Origin of the sequence: Shinella agrisoli (assembly GCF_046557955.1) — a bacterium.
GTDB lineage: Bacteria > Pseudomonadota > Alphaproteobacteria > Rhizobiales > Rhizobiaceae > Shinella.
Genome location: NZ_JBJIEP010000001.1, coordinates 125,065 through 142,165 on the forward strand (window position 1 = coordinate 125,065; position 17,101 = coordinate 142,165).

At 66.7% G+C, this 17,101-nt stretch carries 13 protein-coding genes; 5 read left to right on the forward strand and 8 right to left on the reverse strand.

What is annotated here, in order from left to right:
• Positions 1–96: 96 nt before the first annotated feature.
• Both ACIIOY_RS00570 and ACIIOY_RS00575 read right to left on the reverse strand, forming a co-directional pair.
• The gene (locus ACIIOY_RS00570) at positions 97–1,908 is read right to left on the reverse strand and encodes a hypothetical protein (RefSeq protein WP_411032659.1); all 1,812 of its coding nucleotides are present in this window, start codon (positions 1,906–1,908) and stop codon (positions 97–99) included.
• 132 nt (positions 1,909–2,040) lie between these two features.
• Positions 2,041–2,793 (reverse strand): ribonuclease T2 family protein, encoded by a 753-nt coding sequence (locus tag ACIIOY_RS00575; protein ID WP_411032660.1) that lies wholly within the window; start codon positions 2,791–2,793, stop codon positions 2,041–2,043.
• Positions 2,794–2,969: 176 nt separating this feature from the next.
• Between ACIIOY_RS00575 and ACIIOY_RS00580 the strand changes: the two genes are divergently transcribed.
• The 4 genes from ACIIOY_RS00580 (at position 2,970) to ACIIOY_RS00595 (ending at position 7,878) form a co-directional block, all read left to right on the forward strand.
• Positions 2,970–3,929: an alpha/beta fold hydrolase gene (locus ACIIOY_RS00580; RefSeq protein ID WP_411032661.1), complete on the forward strand. Its 960-nt coding sequence runs from the start codon at positions 2,970–2,972 to the stop codon at positions 3,927–3,929.
• Positions 3,926–4,870, forward strand: coding sequence for a DMT family transporter (locus tag ACIIOY_RS00585; protein ID WP_411032662.1), 945 nt, complete (start codon positions 3,926–3,928; stop codon positions 4,868–4,870). Before ACIIOY_RS00580 ends, ACIIOY_RS00585 begins: the two co-directional genes overlap by 4 nt.
• A 165-nt stretch (positions 4,871–5,035) precedes the next feature.
• Entirely contained in the window at positions 5,036–6,232 is a 1,197-nt protein-coding gene (gene caiB / locus ACIIOY_RS00590) for a succinate--glutarate CoA-transferase (RefSeq protein ID WP_411032663.1), read from the forward strand.
• Positions 6,229–7,878 (forward strand): thiamine pyrophosphate-binding protein, encoded by a 1,650-nt coding sequence (locus ACIIOY_RS00595; protein WP_411032664.1) that lies wholly within the window; start codon positions 6,229–6,231, stop codon positions 7,876–7,878. Before caiB ends, ACIIOY_RS00595 begins: the two co-directional genes overlap by 4 nt.
• 54 nt (positions 7,879–7,932) lie before the next feature.
• Here ACIIOY_RS00595 and ACIIOY_RS00600 read toward each other — a convergent pair whose 3' ends face one another.
• Together ACIIOY_RS00600 and ACIIOY_RS00605 are read right to left on the reverse strand one after the other, a co-directional pair.
• Positions 7,933–8,271 (reverse strand): protein tyrosine phosphatase family protein, encoded by a 339-nt coding sequence (locus ACIIOY_RS00600; RefSeq protein WP_411032665.1) that lies wholly within the window; start codon positions 8,269–8,271, stop codon positions 7,933–7,935.
• Positions 8,272–8,343: 72 nt separating this feature from the next.
• Positions 8,344–9,198, reverse strand: a complete 855-nt coding sequence (locus tag ACIIOY_RS00605) for a DUF4432 family protein (protein WP_411032666.1) — start codon at positions 9,196–9,198, stop codon at positions 8,344–8,346.
• Positions 9,199–9,438: 240 nt separating this feature from the next.
• Between ACIIOY_RS00605 and ACIIOY_RS00610 the strand changes: the two genes are divergently transcribed.
• On the forward strand, positions 9,439–10,887 hold the full coding sequence (locus ACIIOY_RS00610; RefSeq protein WP_411032667.1) for a L,D-transpeptidase family protein: 1,449 nt from the start codon (positions 9,439–9,441) through the stop codon (positions 10,885–10,887).
• A 184-nt stretch (positions 10,888–11,071) separates the two neighbouring features.
• Here ACIIOY_RS00610 and ACIIOY_RS00615 read toward each other — a convergent pair whose 3' ends face one another.
• The 4 genes from ACIIOY_RS00615 to ACIIOY_RS00630 form a co-directional block, all read right to left on the reverse strand.
• Complete coding sequence (locus tag ACIIOY_RS00615) at positions 11,072–12,595, reverse strand: methyl-accepting chemotaxis protein (RefSeq protein ID WP_411032668.1); 1,524 nt, start codon at positions 12,593–12,595, stop codon at positions 11,072–11,074.
• A 357-nt stretch (positions 12,596–12,952) separates the two neighbouring features.
• Positions 12,953–14,098, reverse strand: coding sequence for an iron-containing alcohol dehydrogenase (locus ACIIOY_RS00620; protein WP_411032669.1), 1,146 nt, complete (start codon positions 14,096–14,098; stop codon positions 12,953–12,955).
• Entirely contained in the window at positions 14,095–15,480 is a 1,386-nt protein-coding gene (locus tag ACIIOY_RS00625) for an aldehyde dehydrogenase family protein (protein WP_411032670.1), read from the reverse strand. The genes ACIIOY_RS00620 and ACIIOY_RS00625 overlap by 4 nt, the downstream gene beginning before the upstream one ends.
• A 184-nt stretch (positions 15,481–15,664) precedes the next feature.
• Positions 15,665–17,029, reverse strand: coding sequence for a glutamine synthetase family protein (locus tag ACIIOY_RS00630; RefSeq protein ID WP_411033037.1), 1,365 nt, complete (start codon positions 17,027–17,029; stop codon positions 15,665–15,667).
• Between the last annotated feature and the right edge of the window lie 72 nt (positions 17,030–17,101).

A 17,101-nucleotide genomic window follows, 5' to 3' on the forward strand; every position in this document is an offset into this window, starting at 1 on the left:
CCGGATCGGACAAATTTGCCCGCTATGTAGGCGAATTCTCCGCCCGCGGCAATCTGCGAAAGCCGCCGCGCACAGGCCGCGCCCTCCGTCCGTCCGCTATCGCAGGGCGCCATGATCGATGCGGAAAAGCTGGAAGCGCGTTTCCGCCGGCGGGGCGACCCGCATGAGTCCCGGCCAGTCCTTCCCCGCCGAGAGGGCCGCATAGAGCGGAGCGAAGGACGGATCCGATTCCAGCGGAAAACGGCAGACGGCGACATAGTCGAACGGCGCCAGCGCCGCCTTGCGAACGGCGGGGTCTGAGGACAGGAACGCTTCGTACATGCGCCTCATGCCGGGCGAGGCCCTGTGGAACGGGATCGCGGCGACGGAAAACCCGGCGGGCGCGTGTTCCAGCAGCGGCAGGGACAGACCGTTCGGCAGGGCGATGCGGCCCGGCGCAACGGTGGCCAGCACCGAGAAATCCTCACCCGCGCATTGGTCGAACGTCATATAGTCCACGGCATCGAAGGCGCGCGGCGTCAAAGGGATCGCGAGATAAGGTAGGATGAAGGCTGCCAGACAGGCCGATACCGCCGCCGCGACCACACGGCGCATCCGGGTATCGTTCCTCACCGAGAGAAACCAGCCGACGATTGCGGGAAGGGCCAAGGGCACCAGCGCGGCCGGAAAGCGGATATAGCGCGTCAGGACCAGGGTGAGGACATAGGCTGCAATCATCAATGCGTAGACGATTGCCGGCGCAACGCCGCCCCTGCGAGACCGCGCCCAAAACACGGGCAGGAAAAGGACCAGCATGACCGCAAGCAGGGCCAACAGCGCGATGTGCCCGAACTGATTGTGCGTGCCGTAATATTGCAGGACACTCTGCTCCTGCCATATCCGTTCGAACCAGTACCGGCGCGAGAGCGGATCGATCATCGAGTAAGGCCCCGCACGGCAGGCGGGGAACAACCAGGCCGCGGCGGCAAGCAGCCCGGCGGAGGGGACCGTAAGCAGGCCGGCCCTGGCCATCAGCGGGAACCGGGCCGGAACGACGAACCCCACCACTCCGAAGATCAGCGAAAAGCCCACCATCAGCACGATATACGGCGCGGAAAAAGCGTCGCACTGTACGGAGATACTTCCCGCAAGACCGAGGAAGGCGGCCGCCGAGGCAAGGGTCGTGGCGATCATGGACAGCGACGCGGCGACAAGCACGTCTCGGCTGCGGCGGACATGGAAAAGATAGGCAGCGACAAGACCCGCATAGGAAAGGACGACGAACGGCAGGCACTCGAGCCCGATCACCACGGAAAGCGCACTTCCCGCCCCGACGAGCGCTCCCCCAAGCCGATCCCACCGGCAAAAGCCCGCAGCGATTGCCAGCAACAGGAGGAGCTGCATATTGTGATGATCGATGCGCCCAGGTGCGAACTCCAGCACCGCGAAGGACATCAGCAACGTCATGAGCATGAGCGAGACTGCCTCAGCAGTCCGCGACATGGTGACGTCACGCGACAAATGCCCTACGATGAAGGCCGCCAGCATGCTGAAACCGGCCAGCATCATCGGCGGCCAGAGCCAGAAGGCCGCTTTCAGCGCCGTCGCCTGCGGCAGGAACCACGAGAACGACCCTGCAAGCAGCGCATAAGGCAGATCGATCAGTCGGGACCATGGTGACACATAGGGATCGGGCGTCGCGACAAAAGGAAGGGTCAGGTCGAACCAGCTTCCCCTTGGCGACAGGAGATGGGCAATCTGCAATGCGCGCAGTTCATCGTCGACGTCGGCGTGAAAACGCACACCGTCAGCCATATCCGCCAGGACAAGGATGAGAGCGGTACAAAAAACCAGACCGAAAGCCTGCAGTCCGGACAGCCTCTCGGAGGGAGCCGCACGACAGGCTTCCCCGGTAAGACTATCCGTCATGCCCTGCCCCCCTTGTTACCGATATGTCCGCACTCTAACGCGGCTTCGCTTAATTTTGGGTTGTTCGGGCTTCAAGCCACGCGTTTCCGCTGCCGGCCGGCCGATGAAAGCTTTCCCGGCCGTTCCAGCCCGTCATCCCGCCGGCCCTTCCCCCGTCATCCCGCCGGTGCAGCGGGATTTCGTCGGGGACGAGCCGGCGATCAGGGTTGCCAGCGCACCCTCGCCGGACGCAAGGCCGATGGTGAAGCCGGTCACGACGGTCTTGCCGCCCGCCTTGCGGCAGGTGAGGCGCACCCGCTCGCCGGCGCCGGAACCGAAGGCGGCGTCGAAGGCGGCGCGGACCTCGGCAAGCGTCACGCTGCCGCCCGCCTTGCCGGTGAAAAGCGTGCGGACCGGCGAGGCATTGAGCTCATCGAGGAGATCCAGCGAGCGGCTGTAGTAGGTTTCCGCCGAAGCGGCCATGCAGCTGCCGCTTCTCAGCCATTGCTGCCTGTCGAGGCCGATGCGCGCCGCGGGCATGGCCGTAAGCAGGCGCTTCTTCGTGCCCGAGGCGAGCGCGATTTCGGGAAGATCCGTCCACTTGCCCTTGCGCGCCTGCTGCTTGAGATCGGCTTCGATGCCGCAATAGCTCTTGCGCGCCTGGAAGCGGCTATGCAGCGAGAATTGCCTTGCGGCGGGCGATGCCGCGGAGAAGTCCGCACAGCCGCGGCTCTTCGGGCGCGCCATGCAATAGCCCGGCTGCCAGCTGACGGACAGGATCTCGCGCGTCCCGCCGCCCGCCGGCGCGGATTGGGCGCGCGCAAGGCCGGCCCCCAGGAAAAGGCAGGCACACGCGACGAGAAAGGAAAAGGCGACGTGGAAGGACAAGGCAGCTTTCGTCTTCATGACCGGCTCCCGAGAAAGAGAACAAAACAAGATCATATACAACCAAAAATCCAAAAAACGCAACCAGGAATCGGGAAAATCCCGAAATACGGGAACGAATAAAGAAATACACGCCGCATCCCATTGTCTTTGCATGGCAAATCGCGTTGACCTTTGCCAAACGGGAGGAAATGGCCGTGTTCTCAGAGGTCGAGACGCTGAAAAGCCCCAGCGGGGCGATGCTTGCGCTGCGGCACGAGCCGGCGCCCGGCGAGGCCCGCGGCGTCCTTCTTCTCAGCCACGGCCTTGCCGAGCACAGCGCCCGCTACGGGGATTTCGCAGCGCGCATCGCGGCGGAGGGCTTCGCGGTCTACGCCCACGATCACCGTGGCCACGGCTTCACCACCGCGCCGGATGCGCCGCGCGGCCAGTTCGCGGCGAGGAACGGCATCGAGCGCGTGCTCGAAGACATGCGCGCCGTGCGCGCGTTCGCGGCCGGCCGGCATCCGGGCCTGCCGGTCGTGCTCTTCGGCCATTCGATGGGCGGGCTGCTGGCGCTCGCCTTTGCCGAGGCCTACCCGGCCGATATCGACGCCCTCGCCGTCTGGAACTCCAATCTCGAGCCGGGCCTTGCCGGGCGGCTGGCGCAGGTGCTGCTGGCGGCGGAACGGATGCTGAAGGGCTCGGATGTGCCGAGCAGCCTCCTGCCCCGCCTCACCTTCGGCGCCTGGGGCCGGTCCATCGCGGATCGCCGGACGGCCTTCGACTGGCTGTCGCACGATCCGGCGCAGGTGGACGCCTACATCGCCGATCCGCTCTGCGGCTTCGATGTCAACGTCTCCATGTGGATCGACATTTTTGCCGTCACCTTCGCCGGCGCCTCCGGGAAAGGTATCGCCCGCCTGCCGAAAGGCCTGCCGGTCCATCTTGCCGGCGGCGACGAGGATCCGGCGACGGATCGCGGCCGGGCGGTGCTGGCCTTTGCCGAGCGGCTGAAAAAATCGCGGCTTGAGGAGGTCGACGCGATCGTCTATCGCGGCATGCGTCACGAAACGCTGAACGAAAGCCCGGCGCTGCGCGATCCCGCCATCGACGCCTTCGCAGGCTGGTTGAGGCGGGTCGCCGCGAAAAGGCGCCGGATCCCGGAACACACATGAGCACATCCGCCGTCACGCCGCTGCGCCACGAGGTCGGCCTCGGGCTTTTCCTCATGGTGCTCTCGGTGCTCGTCTCGCCGATCATCGACATCTTTGCCAAGCTGGCCGTCACCTCCGTGCCCGCGACGGAGATCACCTTCGTGCGCCTCCTCTTCCAGATGACGGTGCTGGGGCCGATCTGCCTGATGCGCGGCACGCTCCTGGACGTGACCTGGAGGAAGATGGGCCTGCATGCGGCCCGCGGCCTGCTGATGGCCGTCACCATGATCAGCTTCGTCACGCCGCTCGCCGTGATGGAGGTGGCCGACGCCATCGCCATCTTCTTCGTCGAGCCGATCATCCTCACCATCCTCGGCTCCATCTTCCTCAAGGAGACCATCGGCTGGCGGCGCTATACGGCCTGCGGCGTCGGCTTCTTCGGCTCGATGCTCGTCATCCAGCCGAGCCTCCAGGAGGTCGGCCCCATCGCGCTCCTGCCGGTGGTCGCGGCCTTTTCGCTCGCCCTCTTCTACCTCCTGACCCGGCTCGTCGCCCAGAAGGAAGACCCCTGGTCCATGCAGTTCTACGCCGGGCTGTGGGGCGCGCTCTTTGCCGGCCTGCTGCTCGTCGTCGGCGGCAGCGCGGGCATCGCCATGCTGACCCCCGTCATGCCGGACACGGCGAACACCCTCTACATCGCCGGCGCGGCCGTCGCCGCCACCATCGCCGGCGTGCTCGGCGTCTATGCCTATCGCTCCGCCCCGGCCTCCACGCTCGCGCCGCTGCAATACCTGGAGATCGTCTCGGCGACGATTCTCGGCTGGTGGGTGTTCGGCCACCTGCCGGACGCCGTGAAATGGCTCGGCATCGCCATCATCATCGGCTCGGGCCTCTACGTCATCTGGCGCGAGCGGCAAGTGGGCAAGACGGCGACGGCACCGCCCGTCTCCGCACCGATCTGACGAACGGAAAGTCCGGCGCGCACGGCAGACATCAAGTCAGTCTGAGGCGTCATGATCTCCGGCCCGCCTTTCGCTATCCTGCCCCCCGGCTTTTTGTTATCCAGGGTAAAACGGGCGGAAAGCCCGGCGGGCATCCTTGCGCGCCCGCCCTCAAGGGAGTGCACGATGGAGAAGTCGAACCTGCCGCTTTCCGGCATAAGGGTCATCGAGCTGGCGCGGGTCCTCGCAGGTCCCTGGGCCGGCCAGATGCTGGCCGACATGGGCGCGGACGTCATCAAGGTCGAGAACCCGGACGGCGGCGACGATACGCGCGCCTGGGGCCCGCCCTTCGTGACGGGCAAGGACGGCGAGAACCTTTCGGCCGCCTATTACCACGCCACCAACCGCGGCAAGCGCTCCATCGCCGTCGACCTCAAGACGGAGGAAGGCCGGCAAACCGTCCACCGCCTCGTCGCGACCGCCGACGTGGTGATCGAGAACTTCAAGGTCGGCGGCCTTGCCAAATACGGGCTCGACTACCAGAGCCTCGCCAAGAAGCATCCCAAGCTCGTCTATTGCTCCATCACCGGCTTCGGCCAGGACGGGCCCTATGCCGCCCGCGCCGGCTACGACTACATCGTGCAGGGCATGTCCGGCTTCATGTCGGTGACGGGCGCGCCGGACGGCGAGCCGATGAAGGCGGGCGTGGCCATCGCCGACATCTTTACCGGCATCTATGCCGTCACCGCCATCCAGGCCGCCCTCATCCATGTCATGAAGACCGGCAGGGGCCAGCATCTCGACATGGCGCTGCTCGACGTGCAGTCCGCCGTCATGGCGAACCAGAACATGAACTACCTCGCCTCCGGCAAGGCGCCCGCGCGGCTCGGCGATGCGCACCCGAACATCTCGCCCTACGAGGTCGTGCCGACATCGGACGGGCACGTCATCCTCGCCGTCGGCAATGACGGGCAGTTCAGGAAACTCTGCGGCATCCTGAAGCTCGACGGCGTGGCCGACGACGAGCGTTTCGCCACCAACCGCGCCCGCGTCGCCAATCGCGCGGAGGTGCGCCGCCTCGTCACGGAAGCGACCACGAGGCTTGCCAAGGCCGCGCTGCTGGAGGCCTGCGAGCGTGAGGGCGTGCCGGCCGGTCCCATCAACTCCATAGCCGAGACCTTCGACGACCCGCAGGTCAAGGCCCGCGGGCTGCGCATCGACCTGCCGGATGCGGACGGCAACCTCATCCCCGGCGTGCGCACGCCCATCGTCTTCTCCGGCACGCCGCTCGTCTACGACCGCCCGAGCCCGCGGCTCGGCGAACACACCGACGCCGTGCTGGCGGAACTCGAAACGCTCGAAGCAGGAAAGAAAAGCGCATGAAGTCCGGTGGCCAGCTGATCGTCGACGCCCTTATCGCCAACGGCGTCAAGCGTGTCGCCTGCGTGCCGGGCGAGAGCTACCTCGCGGTGCTCGATGCGCTGCACGACACGGATATCGACGTCATCGTCTGCCGCCAGGAAGGCGGCGCGGCGATGATGGCGGACTGCTGGGGCCGGCTCACGGGCGAGCCCGGCATCTGCATGGTCACGCGCGGCCCCGGCGCCACCAACGCCTCGGCCGGCCTTCACATCGCGCGGCAGGATTCGATCCCGATGATCCTCTTCATCGGCCAGGTGCAGCGCGACGCGCGCGAGCGCGAGGCCTTCCAGGAGGTGGAATACCGCCGCGCCTTCACCGAGGTCGCCAAGTGGGTGGCCGAGGTCGACGATGCCCGCCGTATTCCCGAATTCGTCACGCGCGCCTTCGCGGTCGCCACGTCCGGCCGGCCCGGCCCCGTCGTGCTCGCCCTTCCCGAGGACATGCTGACGGACGAGGTCGAGGCGGTTGCCGCGAAGGCCTACACGCCGGTGGAAGCCCATCCGGGCCGCAGGCAGGTGGAGGAGCTGGCCGGCCTGCTCGAAAAGGCCGAACGCCCCCTCGCCATCCTCGGCGGCACGCGCTGGTCGGCGGAGAGCGTCAAGGCCTTCACCGCCTTTGCCGAACGCTGGTCGCTGCCGGTCGCCTGTTCCTTCCGCCGCCAGATGCTGTTCGATCACCGGCACCCGAACTACGCCGGCGATTCCGGCATCGGCATCAATCCGGCGCTGGGCAAGGAGATCCGCGAGGCGGACCTCGTCGTCCTGCTCGGCGGGCGCTATTCCGAAATGCCGTCGGCGACCTACAGCCTGCTCAAGAGCCCCTATCCCGAGCAGAAGCTGGTGCACGTCCATCCCGATCCCTCGGAGCTCGGCCGCGTCTATCGCCCGGACCTTGCGATCTGCGCCGCGCCCGAGGATTTCGTCGCCGCGCTCGAAGGCCTCGCGCCGGGAACCGCGCCGCGCTGGGCCGCCCGCACAGCCGCCATGCACGAGGCCTACCTGAAATGGTCGACGCCGCCGACCGACGGCCCCGGCCGCGTGCGGATGGGTCCGATCATGGCCTGGCTGGAGGAAAACACGGCGGAAGAGACGATCTTCACCAACGGCGCCGGCAACTACGCCACCTGGGTGCACCGCTTCCACCGCTTCCGCCGCTTCGGCACGCAGGCCGCGCCGACCTCCGGCTCGATGGGCTACGGCCTGCCGGCCGCCGTCGCCGCCAAGCAGCTCTTTCCGGAGCGCGAGGTGATCTGCTTTGCCGGCGACGGCTGCTTCATGATGCACGGGCAGGAATTCGCCACCGCCGTGCGCTACAGGCTCCCGATCATCACCGTCGTCGTCAACAACGGCATCTACGGCACGATCCGCATGCACCAGGAGCGGGAATATCCGGGCCGCGTCAGCGCCACGGACCTCACCAATCCGGACTTCGCCGCTCTTGCGGTCGCCTATGGCGGCCATGGCGAGACGGTGGAGAAGACGGAGGACTTCGCCCCGGCGTTCCTGCGCGCCCGCGCCAGCGGCAAGCCGGCGATCATCGAGGTGAAGCTCGATCCGGAAGCCATCACGCCGACGCGCACGCTGTCGGATATCCGCAGCGGGAAGTGAGGTTGGGGGTATAGGCGCCCCGCATCCGCCTGCCGGCCCCTTCGGGGCGACCCATCACCCGCGGATGTGCCGCGTCTGCTCGTAGGTCTTCGTCGAGCGCATGCCGGAGCGGCAATAGCCGAGCATCGGGCGCGGCAATTCGTCGAGCGCGTCGACCATGCCGTTCACCGCCTCCGCCGTCACGCCCATCGGGCCGACGGGCACATGGGCCGCCTCGATGCCCAGTTCCCTGGCGCGCGCGGCGATGGCCGCGAATTCGGGCTGGCCGGGCTCCTCGTGGTCCGGACGGTGGCAGACGATCGACTTGAAACCCATGGCGGCGATCGCATCCAGGTCCTCGACGGTGATCTGGCCGGAAACGGAATATTCGTCGTTGATCTCGCGGATATCCATGGGAAGGTCCTTTCCGAAATAGCTGCGCTCATCGTTTAAGCCCGCGTTGCGGGAGCGTCAATCACGCGAAATCTAGCGCACCTCGAAGGCGAGCCCGTACCCCACGCTTTCGCCGGACGAGAAGCTCGGCGCCTCGCCGGAAGCGATCAGCTCCTCGCGGGGGGCCAGCCGGTGCGAGACCGGCTCGATGCCGAGCACCGCACAGCCCGGCGACTGGTTCCGCCAGACCTGCAGATAGGGCAAGGTATCGGTGCGGAAGCGGATATGGACGCTGCGCCCGCCGAGCGCGGCGATCGGCCCGATGGCGACCTGCGCCCAGCCGTGCGCGGCCGTCTCGGCCGCCGGCACGCAGAATATCCTCATGTCGCCGTCCTCGAAGCGCCAGGGCAGGCTGCCGCCGGACAGCATCGCGCCCGTCAGCCGCGTGTTTGCGTCGAAGAGGCCGGTGCCGAAGTTGATATGGTACATGGCGAAGGGCGGCCAGGATGTCTCGCCGGTATTGGTGACGAGGTCGTCGAGCGTGACATGCCCCGTCCGGCGGTCGGCCCGCCAGCGGCGCGCAAGGTCGGCCGTGCCGCCATGGGCGAGCGAGACGGCGACATGCGCCTCGCAGACCACCTCGCCCTCGTCCTCCTCGATCAGGATGTCGCGTGCCGGATGGGAGGAGAACGATCCGTGCAGCGGATAGCGCCGCCCGTCGGCCGCCCCCTCCACCGGCACGGGATGGCGGATGTGATCGGGCCCGCAGGTGAACAGGAAGCCCGGCAGCGCCCTGTCGATGCGCGGATCGCCGTCCGAGGGGATAGCCGCGCCCGGCGCGACGTCGACGCCGTGAAAGATCGCGCTGCCGACGTCGAGCACGGAATGCGGCGTCAGTTCCAGGCGGAACGACTGGTCTTGCGTGTCTGCGGTAAGGGCGAAGGTCATCCAAGGCTCCGGTGGCGGCGGGAAACGGCGGCATGCTAGGGACGGGCCGCCTGATCGCGTACAGACCCTAGAGCGAAGCTCCGCCCAGCGCCACCGGGCCTTCCTGCCCGGCCCACATCTTTTCACGGGAACCATCGCGCCCGATCGCAAGTTTTTGCCGGGCGTGTTGACGTTACGTTCACCATCGATTCAGTTTTTCCATATTAGGGTCCGAATTGAAGTGTTCCGTCCGCGCGATATATGCAATCTGGCAGGTCAACCATCGTGAATTCGATATTTAAAACAAGCATTTCGCTTCTGGCAGCGGCCTCCGTCCTCGGATTCGCCGTTGTGCCTGCCCACGCCCAGCAACAGTTTTCCGGCGATACGATCCTCGTCTCGCCGGACGGCGACATCCTCGACTACGTTCCGAGCGACGGCAGCGTGCGCTGGGCGCGCGACAGCCGCGGCCGCCGGGTCTTGGTCGATTCATGGGGCGACATCGTCGCCACGGCCATGCCGGCCGAGCGCTATTTCGCCCGGGGCGACGATTATCGCCCGCGCCGCGATCGCTACCGCGCGGTGCCCGGCTATCCCGAAACGAACCCGGATTATTTCCCACCGGCGCCCGAATCCGACTACGGCGACGACCTGACGACCGGCTCGGTGCCCGAAATGCGCGAGGCGCTGCCGGGCGATATCGAACGCCAGAGCCTGCCGGATGCCGATTTCGGCAGCCCGCAGTCGCTGCCCGGCCTCTCCGACGACGCCACCGACACGGCGTCCCTGCCGGACGGCGGCATCGATCCGAATGCCGAATTCGTGCCCGGCCCGCAATTCGAGCCGGCGACGGCGCTGGGCAAGATGTCGTCCGCCGAGGTCACCGCGCTTCAGGTGTTCCTCGACCGCGAAGGGTTCTCGCCGGGCGTGATCGACGGCAAGAAGGGGTCCAACGTCACCAAGGCGATCGAGGCCTGGCAGAACGCGACGGGCGAGAAGCTCGACCCGAACAATGCCGACGACATCCTGGAGCGCCTGCGCCTTTCCGGCGGCATGGCCTTCACGACGTACGAGATCACCGCCGCCGACGCGGCCGGCCCCTACGTGGCGGCGATCCCGGACGACTATGCCCAAAAGGCCGCGTTGCCGCACCTGTCCTTCACCTCGACCAGCGAGATGCTGGCCGAGAAGTTCCACATGGACGAGGCCTATCTGAAGGAGATCAACCCCGGCGTCGACTTCACCATCCCCGGCACGATCATCAAGGTCGTCGACACCGGCCCGGCCAAGACCGGCAAGGTGGCGAAGATCCTTGCCGACAAGGGCCGCAAGCAGGTGCTGGCCTACGACGAGAACGGCATGCTGATCGCCGCCTATCCGGCAAGCATCGGCTCGGCCGACACGCCCTCGCCCTCCGGCACGGTCACGGTCGAGCGCATCGCGCTCAATCCGGGCTACACCTACAATCCGAAGATCAACTTCAAGCAGGGCGACAACGACAAGATACTGACCCTCCAGCCCGGCCCGAACGGCCCGGTCGGCACGGTCTGGATCGCGCTTTCCAAGCCGACCTACGGCATCCACGGCACGCCCGAGCCGTCGAAGATCGGCAAGACCCAGAGCCACGGCTGCATACGCCTCACCAACTGGGACGCCACCGAGCTCGCCAAGATGACCAGCCCCGGAGTGACGGTCGAATTCGTCGACTGACGCTTTCGGCGCGGGCGATCACCCCCTCCTCCGTTCATGGCCGGGCTTGACCGGCCATCCATAAGCCTTTGAAAAGAGTGGCCCCTCGGGTCAGGCCCGAGGAGGGCGGCGTGCCGGGGCGGGCGTGCCATCGAACTGGGCCGGACGGCAGATGCCGGCCGGCTTTTTCGATTCGTCAGGCTGTTCAGGCGGCGCGGGTGTAGCCGGAATCTTCCGCCGGCTGGGCGGAGCCGCCGGTGCGGAAGGCGCTGAGCTGGGCGGCGATGGAAGCGGCCTCCTGCGTCAGCGCCTGGCTTGCCGCATTGGCCTGCTCGACCATCGCGGCATTCTGCTGGGTGATCTGGTCCATGGCGTTGACGGCCTGGTTGACCGCCTGCAGGCCCGTCGCCTGTTCGGCGGTGCTGGCACGGATGGCGTTGAAGACCGCGCTCACCTCGACGACCTGCGAAACGATCTGGCGCAGCGACTGCGCGACCTCGCCCACCGAGCGCACGCCGTCCTCGACCTGGCCATGCGACCTGGCGATGAGGTTCTGGATGTCCTTGGCGGCATCTGCGCAGCGCTGGGCGAGCGCACGCACCTCCGAGGCGACGACGGCAAAGCCGCGGCCCGCCTCGCCGGCCCGCGCCGCCTCGATGCCGGCATTGAGCGCAAGCAGGTTCGTCTGGAAGGCGATCTCGTCGATCACCTCGATGATGCTGGCGATGGCCGCGGAAGACGCCTGGATCTCGCCCATGGCGGTGATCGCCTCCTCGACGACCTCGCCGCTGCGCTGCGCGTTGTCGCGCGCGGCCATGACGAGCGCGTTCGCCTCATTGGCGCTCTGGGCCGTCTGGCGCACCGTGGTCGTCACCTCCTCGACGGCGGCGGCCGTCTCCTCCAGGTTCGCGGCCTGCCGCTCGGTGCGCTTTGCAAGGTCGTCGGAGGCGGCCGCGATCTCGCGGGCGCTCAGGTGAATGGAGCCGGCGCCCGCGCCGATATTGCCGATGGCCTGCGAGAGCGTGGAAATGGCATGGTTGAAGTCGTTGCGCAGCTCCTCGTAGGCCTGCGGCAGCGAACCGGTGATGCGCGCGGTGAGGTCGCCGTCCGAAATGCGCTTCAGCGCGGCGCCGAAGCTGTCGCTGACGAGCTTGCGCTCCTCGGCGAGAACCTGCGCCTGAACCGCCTGCTGCTTGGCGACGTCGGACGTGTCCATGTAGACGGAGATGGAAAGGTCCATGTCGAGGAAGATGGCCTTGAGCAGGCTCGAAAACCTTGCGGCGAACTCTTCCGGCCCGATTTCCTGCCGGGCAAAGAGACCCTGCTTCGGCCAGAGGGCCTTCACGGCCTCCGTCAGAAGATGCTCGACGATCAGTGCATAGCCGCCGATATACCAGCGCGGCTCCAGCCCGATGCGCGCGTGCACATGGCCGATCGCCTGCACCTTGGCGGCGTATTCACCGGTGAAATCGCCGGCGGCGATATTGACCCAATGGCCGAGCTGCGCGGTCTTGGCCCGGTTCATGTGCGCATCGTCGGAAAAGAGGTGGCTGACCTCCGGGCTCTTGCGCACGATGGCGTAGAACTTGTCGAGCGCCGGGCCCAGCTCCTTCTCGATGAAGGGCTTCAGGCTGCGCAACTGCTTCAGGGCTGCCTCGTCAAGGCCGAGATAGTCCAGACGGCGCGCGATGTCGTGGTTCTGGCTGGCGGTCTGAGCGGCTGGCTTCATTCTGCGGGGTATCCTGGCAACGCGTTGAACAACGGGAGGAAAGCGACGACGCTCCATCGGGAGGGCAATGCCGGCCGGCACGCCGAAGCCCGCAACCCTTCATGGGCCCTGCCGAAGGCACATGCGCCTTCACGGAACAGCTTTCTGACAGGAAATCATTAGGTTAGGCATGGTAAATTGTTCATTACCGTGCCGTGCGCCTATTTGCGGGAACGGCTGCGGCCAAATCGCGCAGCCGTTCCTGCCTTTCGTCAATTCCGCAACTCAAGCCACCCGCCGAAGCGTGCGGAAGAAACCCCGCTCCGCCGCCGTGCGCTGGCGCGAAGGCAGGAGCCGCAGCACGTCCTCGGTAAGAATTCAGATGCATTCGACGAAGAGGCGCCTCGCCGCGTCCAGCGTCAGTTCGACCGGGTTGCCGCCGGCCGTGGGGTCGACGACGGCCATTTCGGACATTTCCTCGATCCGGTCCGTGCCGACGCCGAGCGCGGAGAGCTTGTCGGGCACGCCGAGGTCCTCGCGCAGGCGCAGCACATAGTCGAAGAAGCCGTCGAAACCGCCGGCGATCCCGAGATAGGCGGCGGCGCTGGCGATCCTCGCCTCGATGGCCGGCCGGTTGAAGGTCAGCACCGGCGGCATCACGACGGCGTTCGTCATGCCGTGATGCGTGTTGTAGATCGCGCCGACCGGGTGCGACAGCGAGTGGATCGCCCCCAGCCCCTTCTGGAAGGCGACGGCGCCCATGGCGGCGGCCGACATCATGTGGGCGCGGGCCTCGATGTCCGTTCCGTCCCTGTAGGCGCGCGGCAGGTATTCCTTGACGAGGCGCATGCCTTCGAGCGCGATGCCCTGGCTCATCGGATGGTAGAACGGCGACGAATAGGCTTCCAGGCAATGGGCGAAGGCGTCCATGCCGGTGCCGGCGGTGATGACCTTCGGCATGCCGACCGTCAGCTCCGGGTCGCAGATCGTGACGGAGGGAAGGATCTTCGGGTGGAAGATCACCTTCTTGGTATGCGTCTCGGAATTGGTGACGACCGAGGCGCGGCCGACTTCCGAGCCGGTGCCGGCCGTGGTCGGCACGGCGACGATGGGCGCGATGCCGTCCGGATCGGCGCGCGTCCACCAGTCGCCGATATCCTCGAAATCCCAGACCGGCCGCGTCTGGCCCGCCATGAAGGCGACCGCCTTGCCGAGGTCGAGGCCGGAACCGCCGCCGAAGGCGACGACGCCGTCATGCCCGCCGTCCTTGAAGGCCTTGACGCCGGCTTCGAGGTTCCTGTCGGTCGGGTTCGGATCGACTTCCGCGAACATCGCCCGCCCGAGGCCGGCCGCCTCCAGGATGTCGAGCGCGCCTTTGGTGATCGCCATGGTCGAAAGGCCGCGGTCGGTGACGAGCAGCGGCTTCTTGATGCCGGCCGCCTTGCAATGGTCGGCCAGTTCCTTGATGCGCCCTGCCCCGAACCTGATCGCGGTCGGGTAGCTCCAGTTGGCGGTGATGGTCATGCGAGTGCTTTCCTGAAGTGGTAGGATTTCGGTCTCGTGAGGTTGTGGAAGCCGATGACGGAGAGCGAGCCGCCGCGGCCCGTTTCCTTGACGCCCGTCCAGCACAGCGCCGGATCGAGATAGTCGGCGCGGTTCATGAAGACGGTGCCGGTCTCAAGGTTTCGCGCGATGTTCGCCGCCCGGTCGGCATCCTGCGTCCAGAGCGAGACGGTAAGCCCGTACTTGCAGTCGTTCATCAGCGCCAGCGCTTCCTCGTCGTTCCTCACCTTCATGATGCCGACCGCGGGACCGAACGTCTCCTCCTTCATGAACTCCATGGAATGGTCGACATCGACGAGGATCTGCGGGGCGACATAGGCGCCGCCGTCGTCGGCCGGGAAGAGTTTCGGATCGACGAGCGCCTTTGCCCCCTTCGAGACCGCATCGGCGATCTGCGCGCGCACGGTCGCGGCGAAGCGCCTGTGCGCCATCGGCCCGAGCGTCGTCTCCGGATCGAGCGGGTTGCCGAGCTTGTAGTTGGAGACCCAGGCGACGGATTTCTCCACGAATGCGTCGTAGAGCGTCTCGTTGACATAGATGCGCTCGATGCCACAGCAGCACTGGCCGGAATTGTAGGTCGCCCCGTCCATCAGCGTGTCGACGGCGGCGTCGAGGTCCGCGTCCTCCATCACGTAGCCCGGGTCCTTGCCGCCGAGTTCGAGGCCGATGGGCGTGAAGGTGCCGGCCGCGGCGCGCTCGATCGACCGGCCGCCTTCGACGGAGCCGGTGAAGTTGATGAAGTCGAAGCTGTTGGCGGCGATCAGCGCCGAGGTCGTGTCATGGTCGAGGAAGACGTTCTGGAAGACGTCCTCCGGCACGCCCGCCTCGTTGAAGGCGCGCACCAGCCGCTCGCCGACGAGCAGCGTCTGGGCGGCGTGCTTGATGATGACCGTGTTGCCGGCCATCAGCGCCGGCGCGATCGTGTTGATCGCGGTCATGTAGGGATAGTTCCACGGCGCGATGACGAAGACGACGCCGTGCGGCTCGCGCTCGATGCGGCGCTCGAACCGCTCGCTGTTCTCGATGACGATCGGCGCCAGCGAGGAATGGGCGATCTCCGCGACATAGTTGGACCGCTCGTTGAAGCCCTTGAACTCGCCGCCGTAGCGGACCGGGCGGCCCATCTGCCAGGCGAGCTCCGGCACGACCTCGTCCTTCATCTCATTGAGGCGGGCGACGCCCTTGAGGACGAGCTGGATGCGCTCTTCCAGCGGCCGCTTCGCCCAGGCCTTCTGGGCCTTCCTCGCGCGTGCGACGGCCTCCTGCGCCGCTGCCAGCGGCATCGCCTCGCGCTCGGCATAGACCGAGCCGTCCACGGGGGATATGCATTTGATCACAGTCATGATCGACTTCCTGTTGGTTCTGTCGGAATTTCAGGTTCGGCGCTTCGAGTGCCCCTCATCCCCCTGCCGGGACCTTCTCCCCGCAAGCGGGGAGAAGGAGGAAAACGGCGAGCCCATCGTTCCTCGCCCCGCTTGCGGGGAGAGGATGCCGGCAGGCAGGTGAGGGGCAGATCCCGAAACGCTTCTACGCTCTCTCGAAGCCGCGCGCCACCTCCCAGTCGGTGATGCGGCGGTCGTATTCCTCCTGCTCCCATTCGGCCGCGCGGACGTAGTGGTCGACGACGTCGTCGCCGAGGGCCTCGCGCAGCATCTTGGAGCCGGTCAGCGCCGCGGCCGCCCCGCGCAGCGTCTTGGGGATCTCGCGGATGTCCTTGCCGCCGTAGGCGTCGCCCACGAAGGGGGCTTCCAGCTCCAGCCTCTGCTCGATGCCGGCAATGCCGGCGGCGATCAGCGCCGCCATGGCGAGATAGGGGTTGAGGTCCGAGCCGCCGACGCGGCATTCGATGCGGATCGCCTTGGTGCCGTCCCCGCACAGGCGGTAGCCGGCCGTGCGGTTGTCCTTGCTCCAGATCGCCTTGGTCGGCGCGAAGGTGCCGGCGACGAAACGCTTGTAGGAATTGATGTAGGGCGCAAGGAAATAGGTGATCTCGCTCGCATGGGCGAGCAGGCCGGCCACATACATGCGCATCAGCTCCGACATGCCGTACTTGGCGTCCCGGTCGAAGAATTTCGGCTCCTTCCCGTCGAGGCTCCACAGCGACTGGTGGATGTGCGAGGAGGAGCCGGCGGCATTGTAGTTCCACTTGGCGAGGAAGGTGACGGCCTTGCCGCGCTGCCAGGCGATCTCCTTGGCGGCGTTCTTGATGATCGCATGCCGGTCGGCCATGGTCAGCGCGTCGGCATAGCGCACATTGATCTCCTCCTGGCCGGCCGAAGCCTCGCCCTTGGAGTTCTCCACCGGGATGCCGGCGCCCTGCAGGCCGTTGCGCAGCGCCCGCATGACGTCCTCCTCCTTGGTGGTCTGGAAGATATGGTAGTCCTCGTTGTAGCCGCTGATGGGCAGGAGATCGCGGTAGCCGCTCTCGCGCGCATGGTCGTAGGTCTGGTCGAACAGGAAGAATTCGAGCTCGCTCGCCATGAAGGCCGCAAGGCCCATGGCCTCCAGCCGCTTCACCTGCTTCTTGAGCACGGCGCGCGGCGAGTGCGGCACCTCCTCGTGCGTGTGGTGGTCGAGCACGTCGCACAGCACCAGCGCCGTGCCTTCCAGCCAGGGCGTCTTGCGCAGCGTCGCAAGGTCCGGCTTCATCGTATAGTCCCCGTAGCCGGCCGCCCAGCTCGTCGACTTGTAGCCGGGGACCGTCTCCATCTCCATGTCGGTCGCCAGCAGGTAGTTGCAGCTGTGCGTTTCCTCGTAGGCGCTGTCGACGAAGTATTGCGCGTGAAAACGCTTCCCCATGAGGCGGCCCTGCATGTCGACCTGGCAGGCAAGAACGGTGTCGATGCGGCCTTCGGCGACATCCTTCTTCAGATCATCGAATGTGTAGGTCATGCTCATGGAAGATCCGATCGTTGGAATGGATGACGGCCCCGCCCCCGCGGCGGGGCCGTCTGTGAAGGTTGC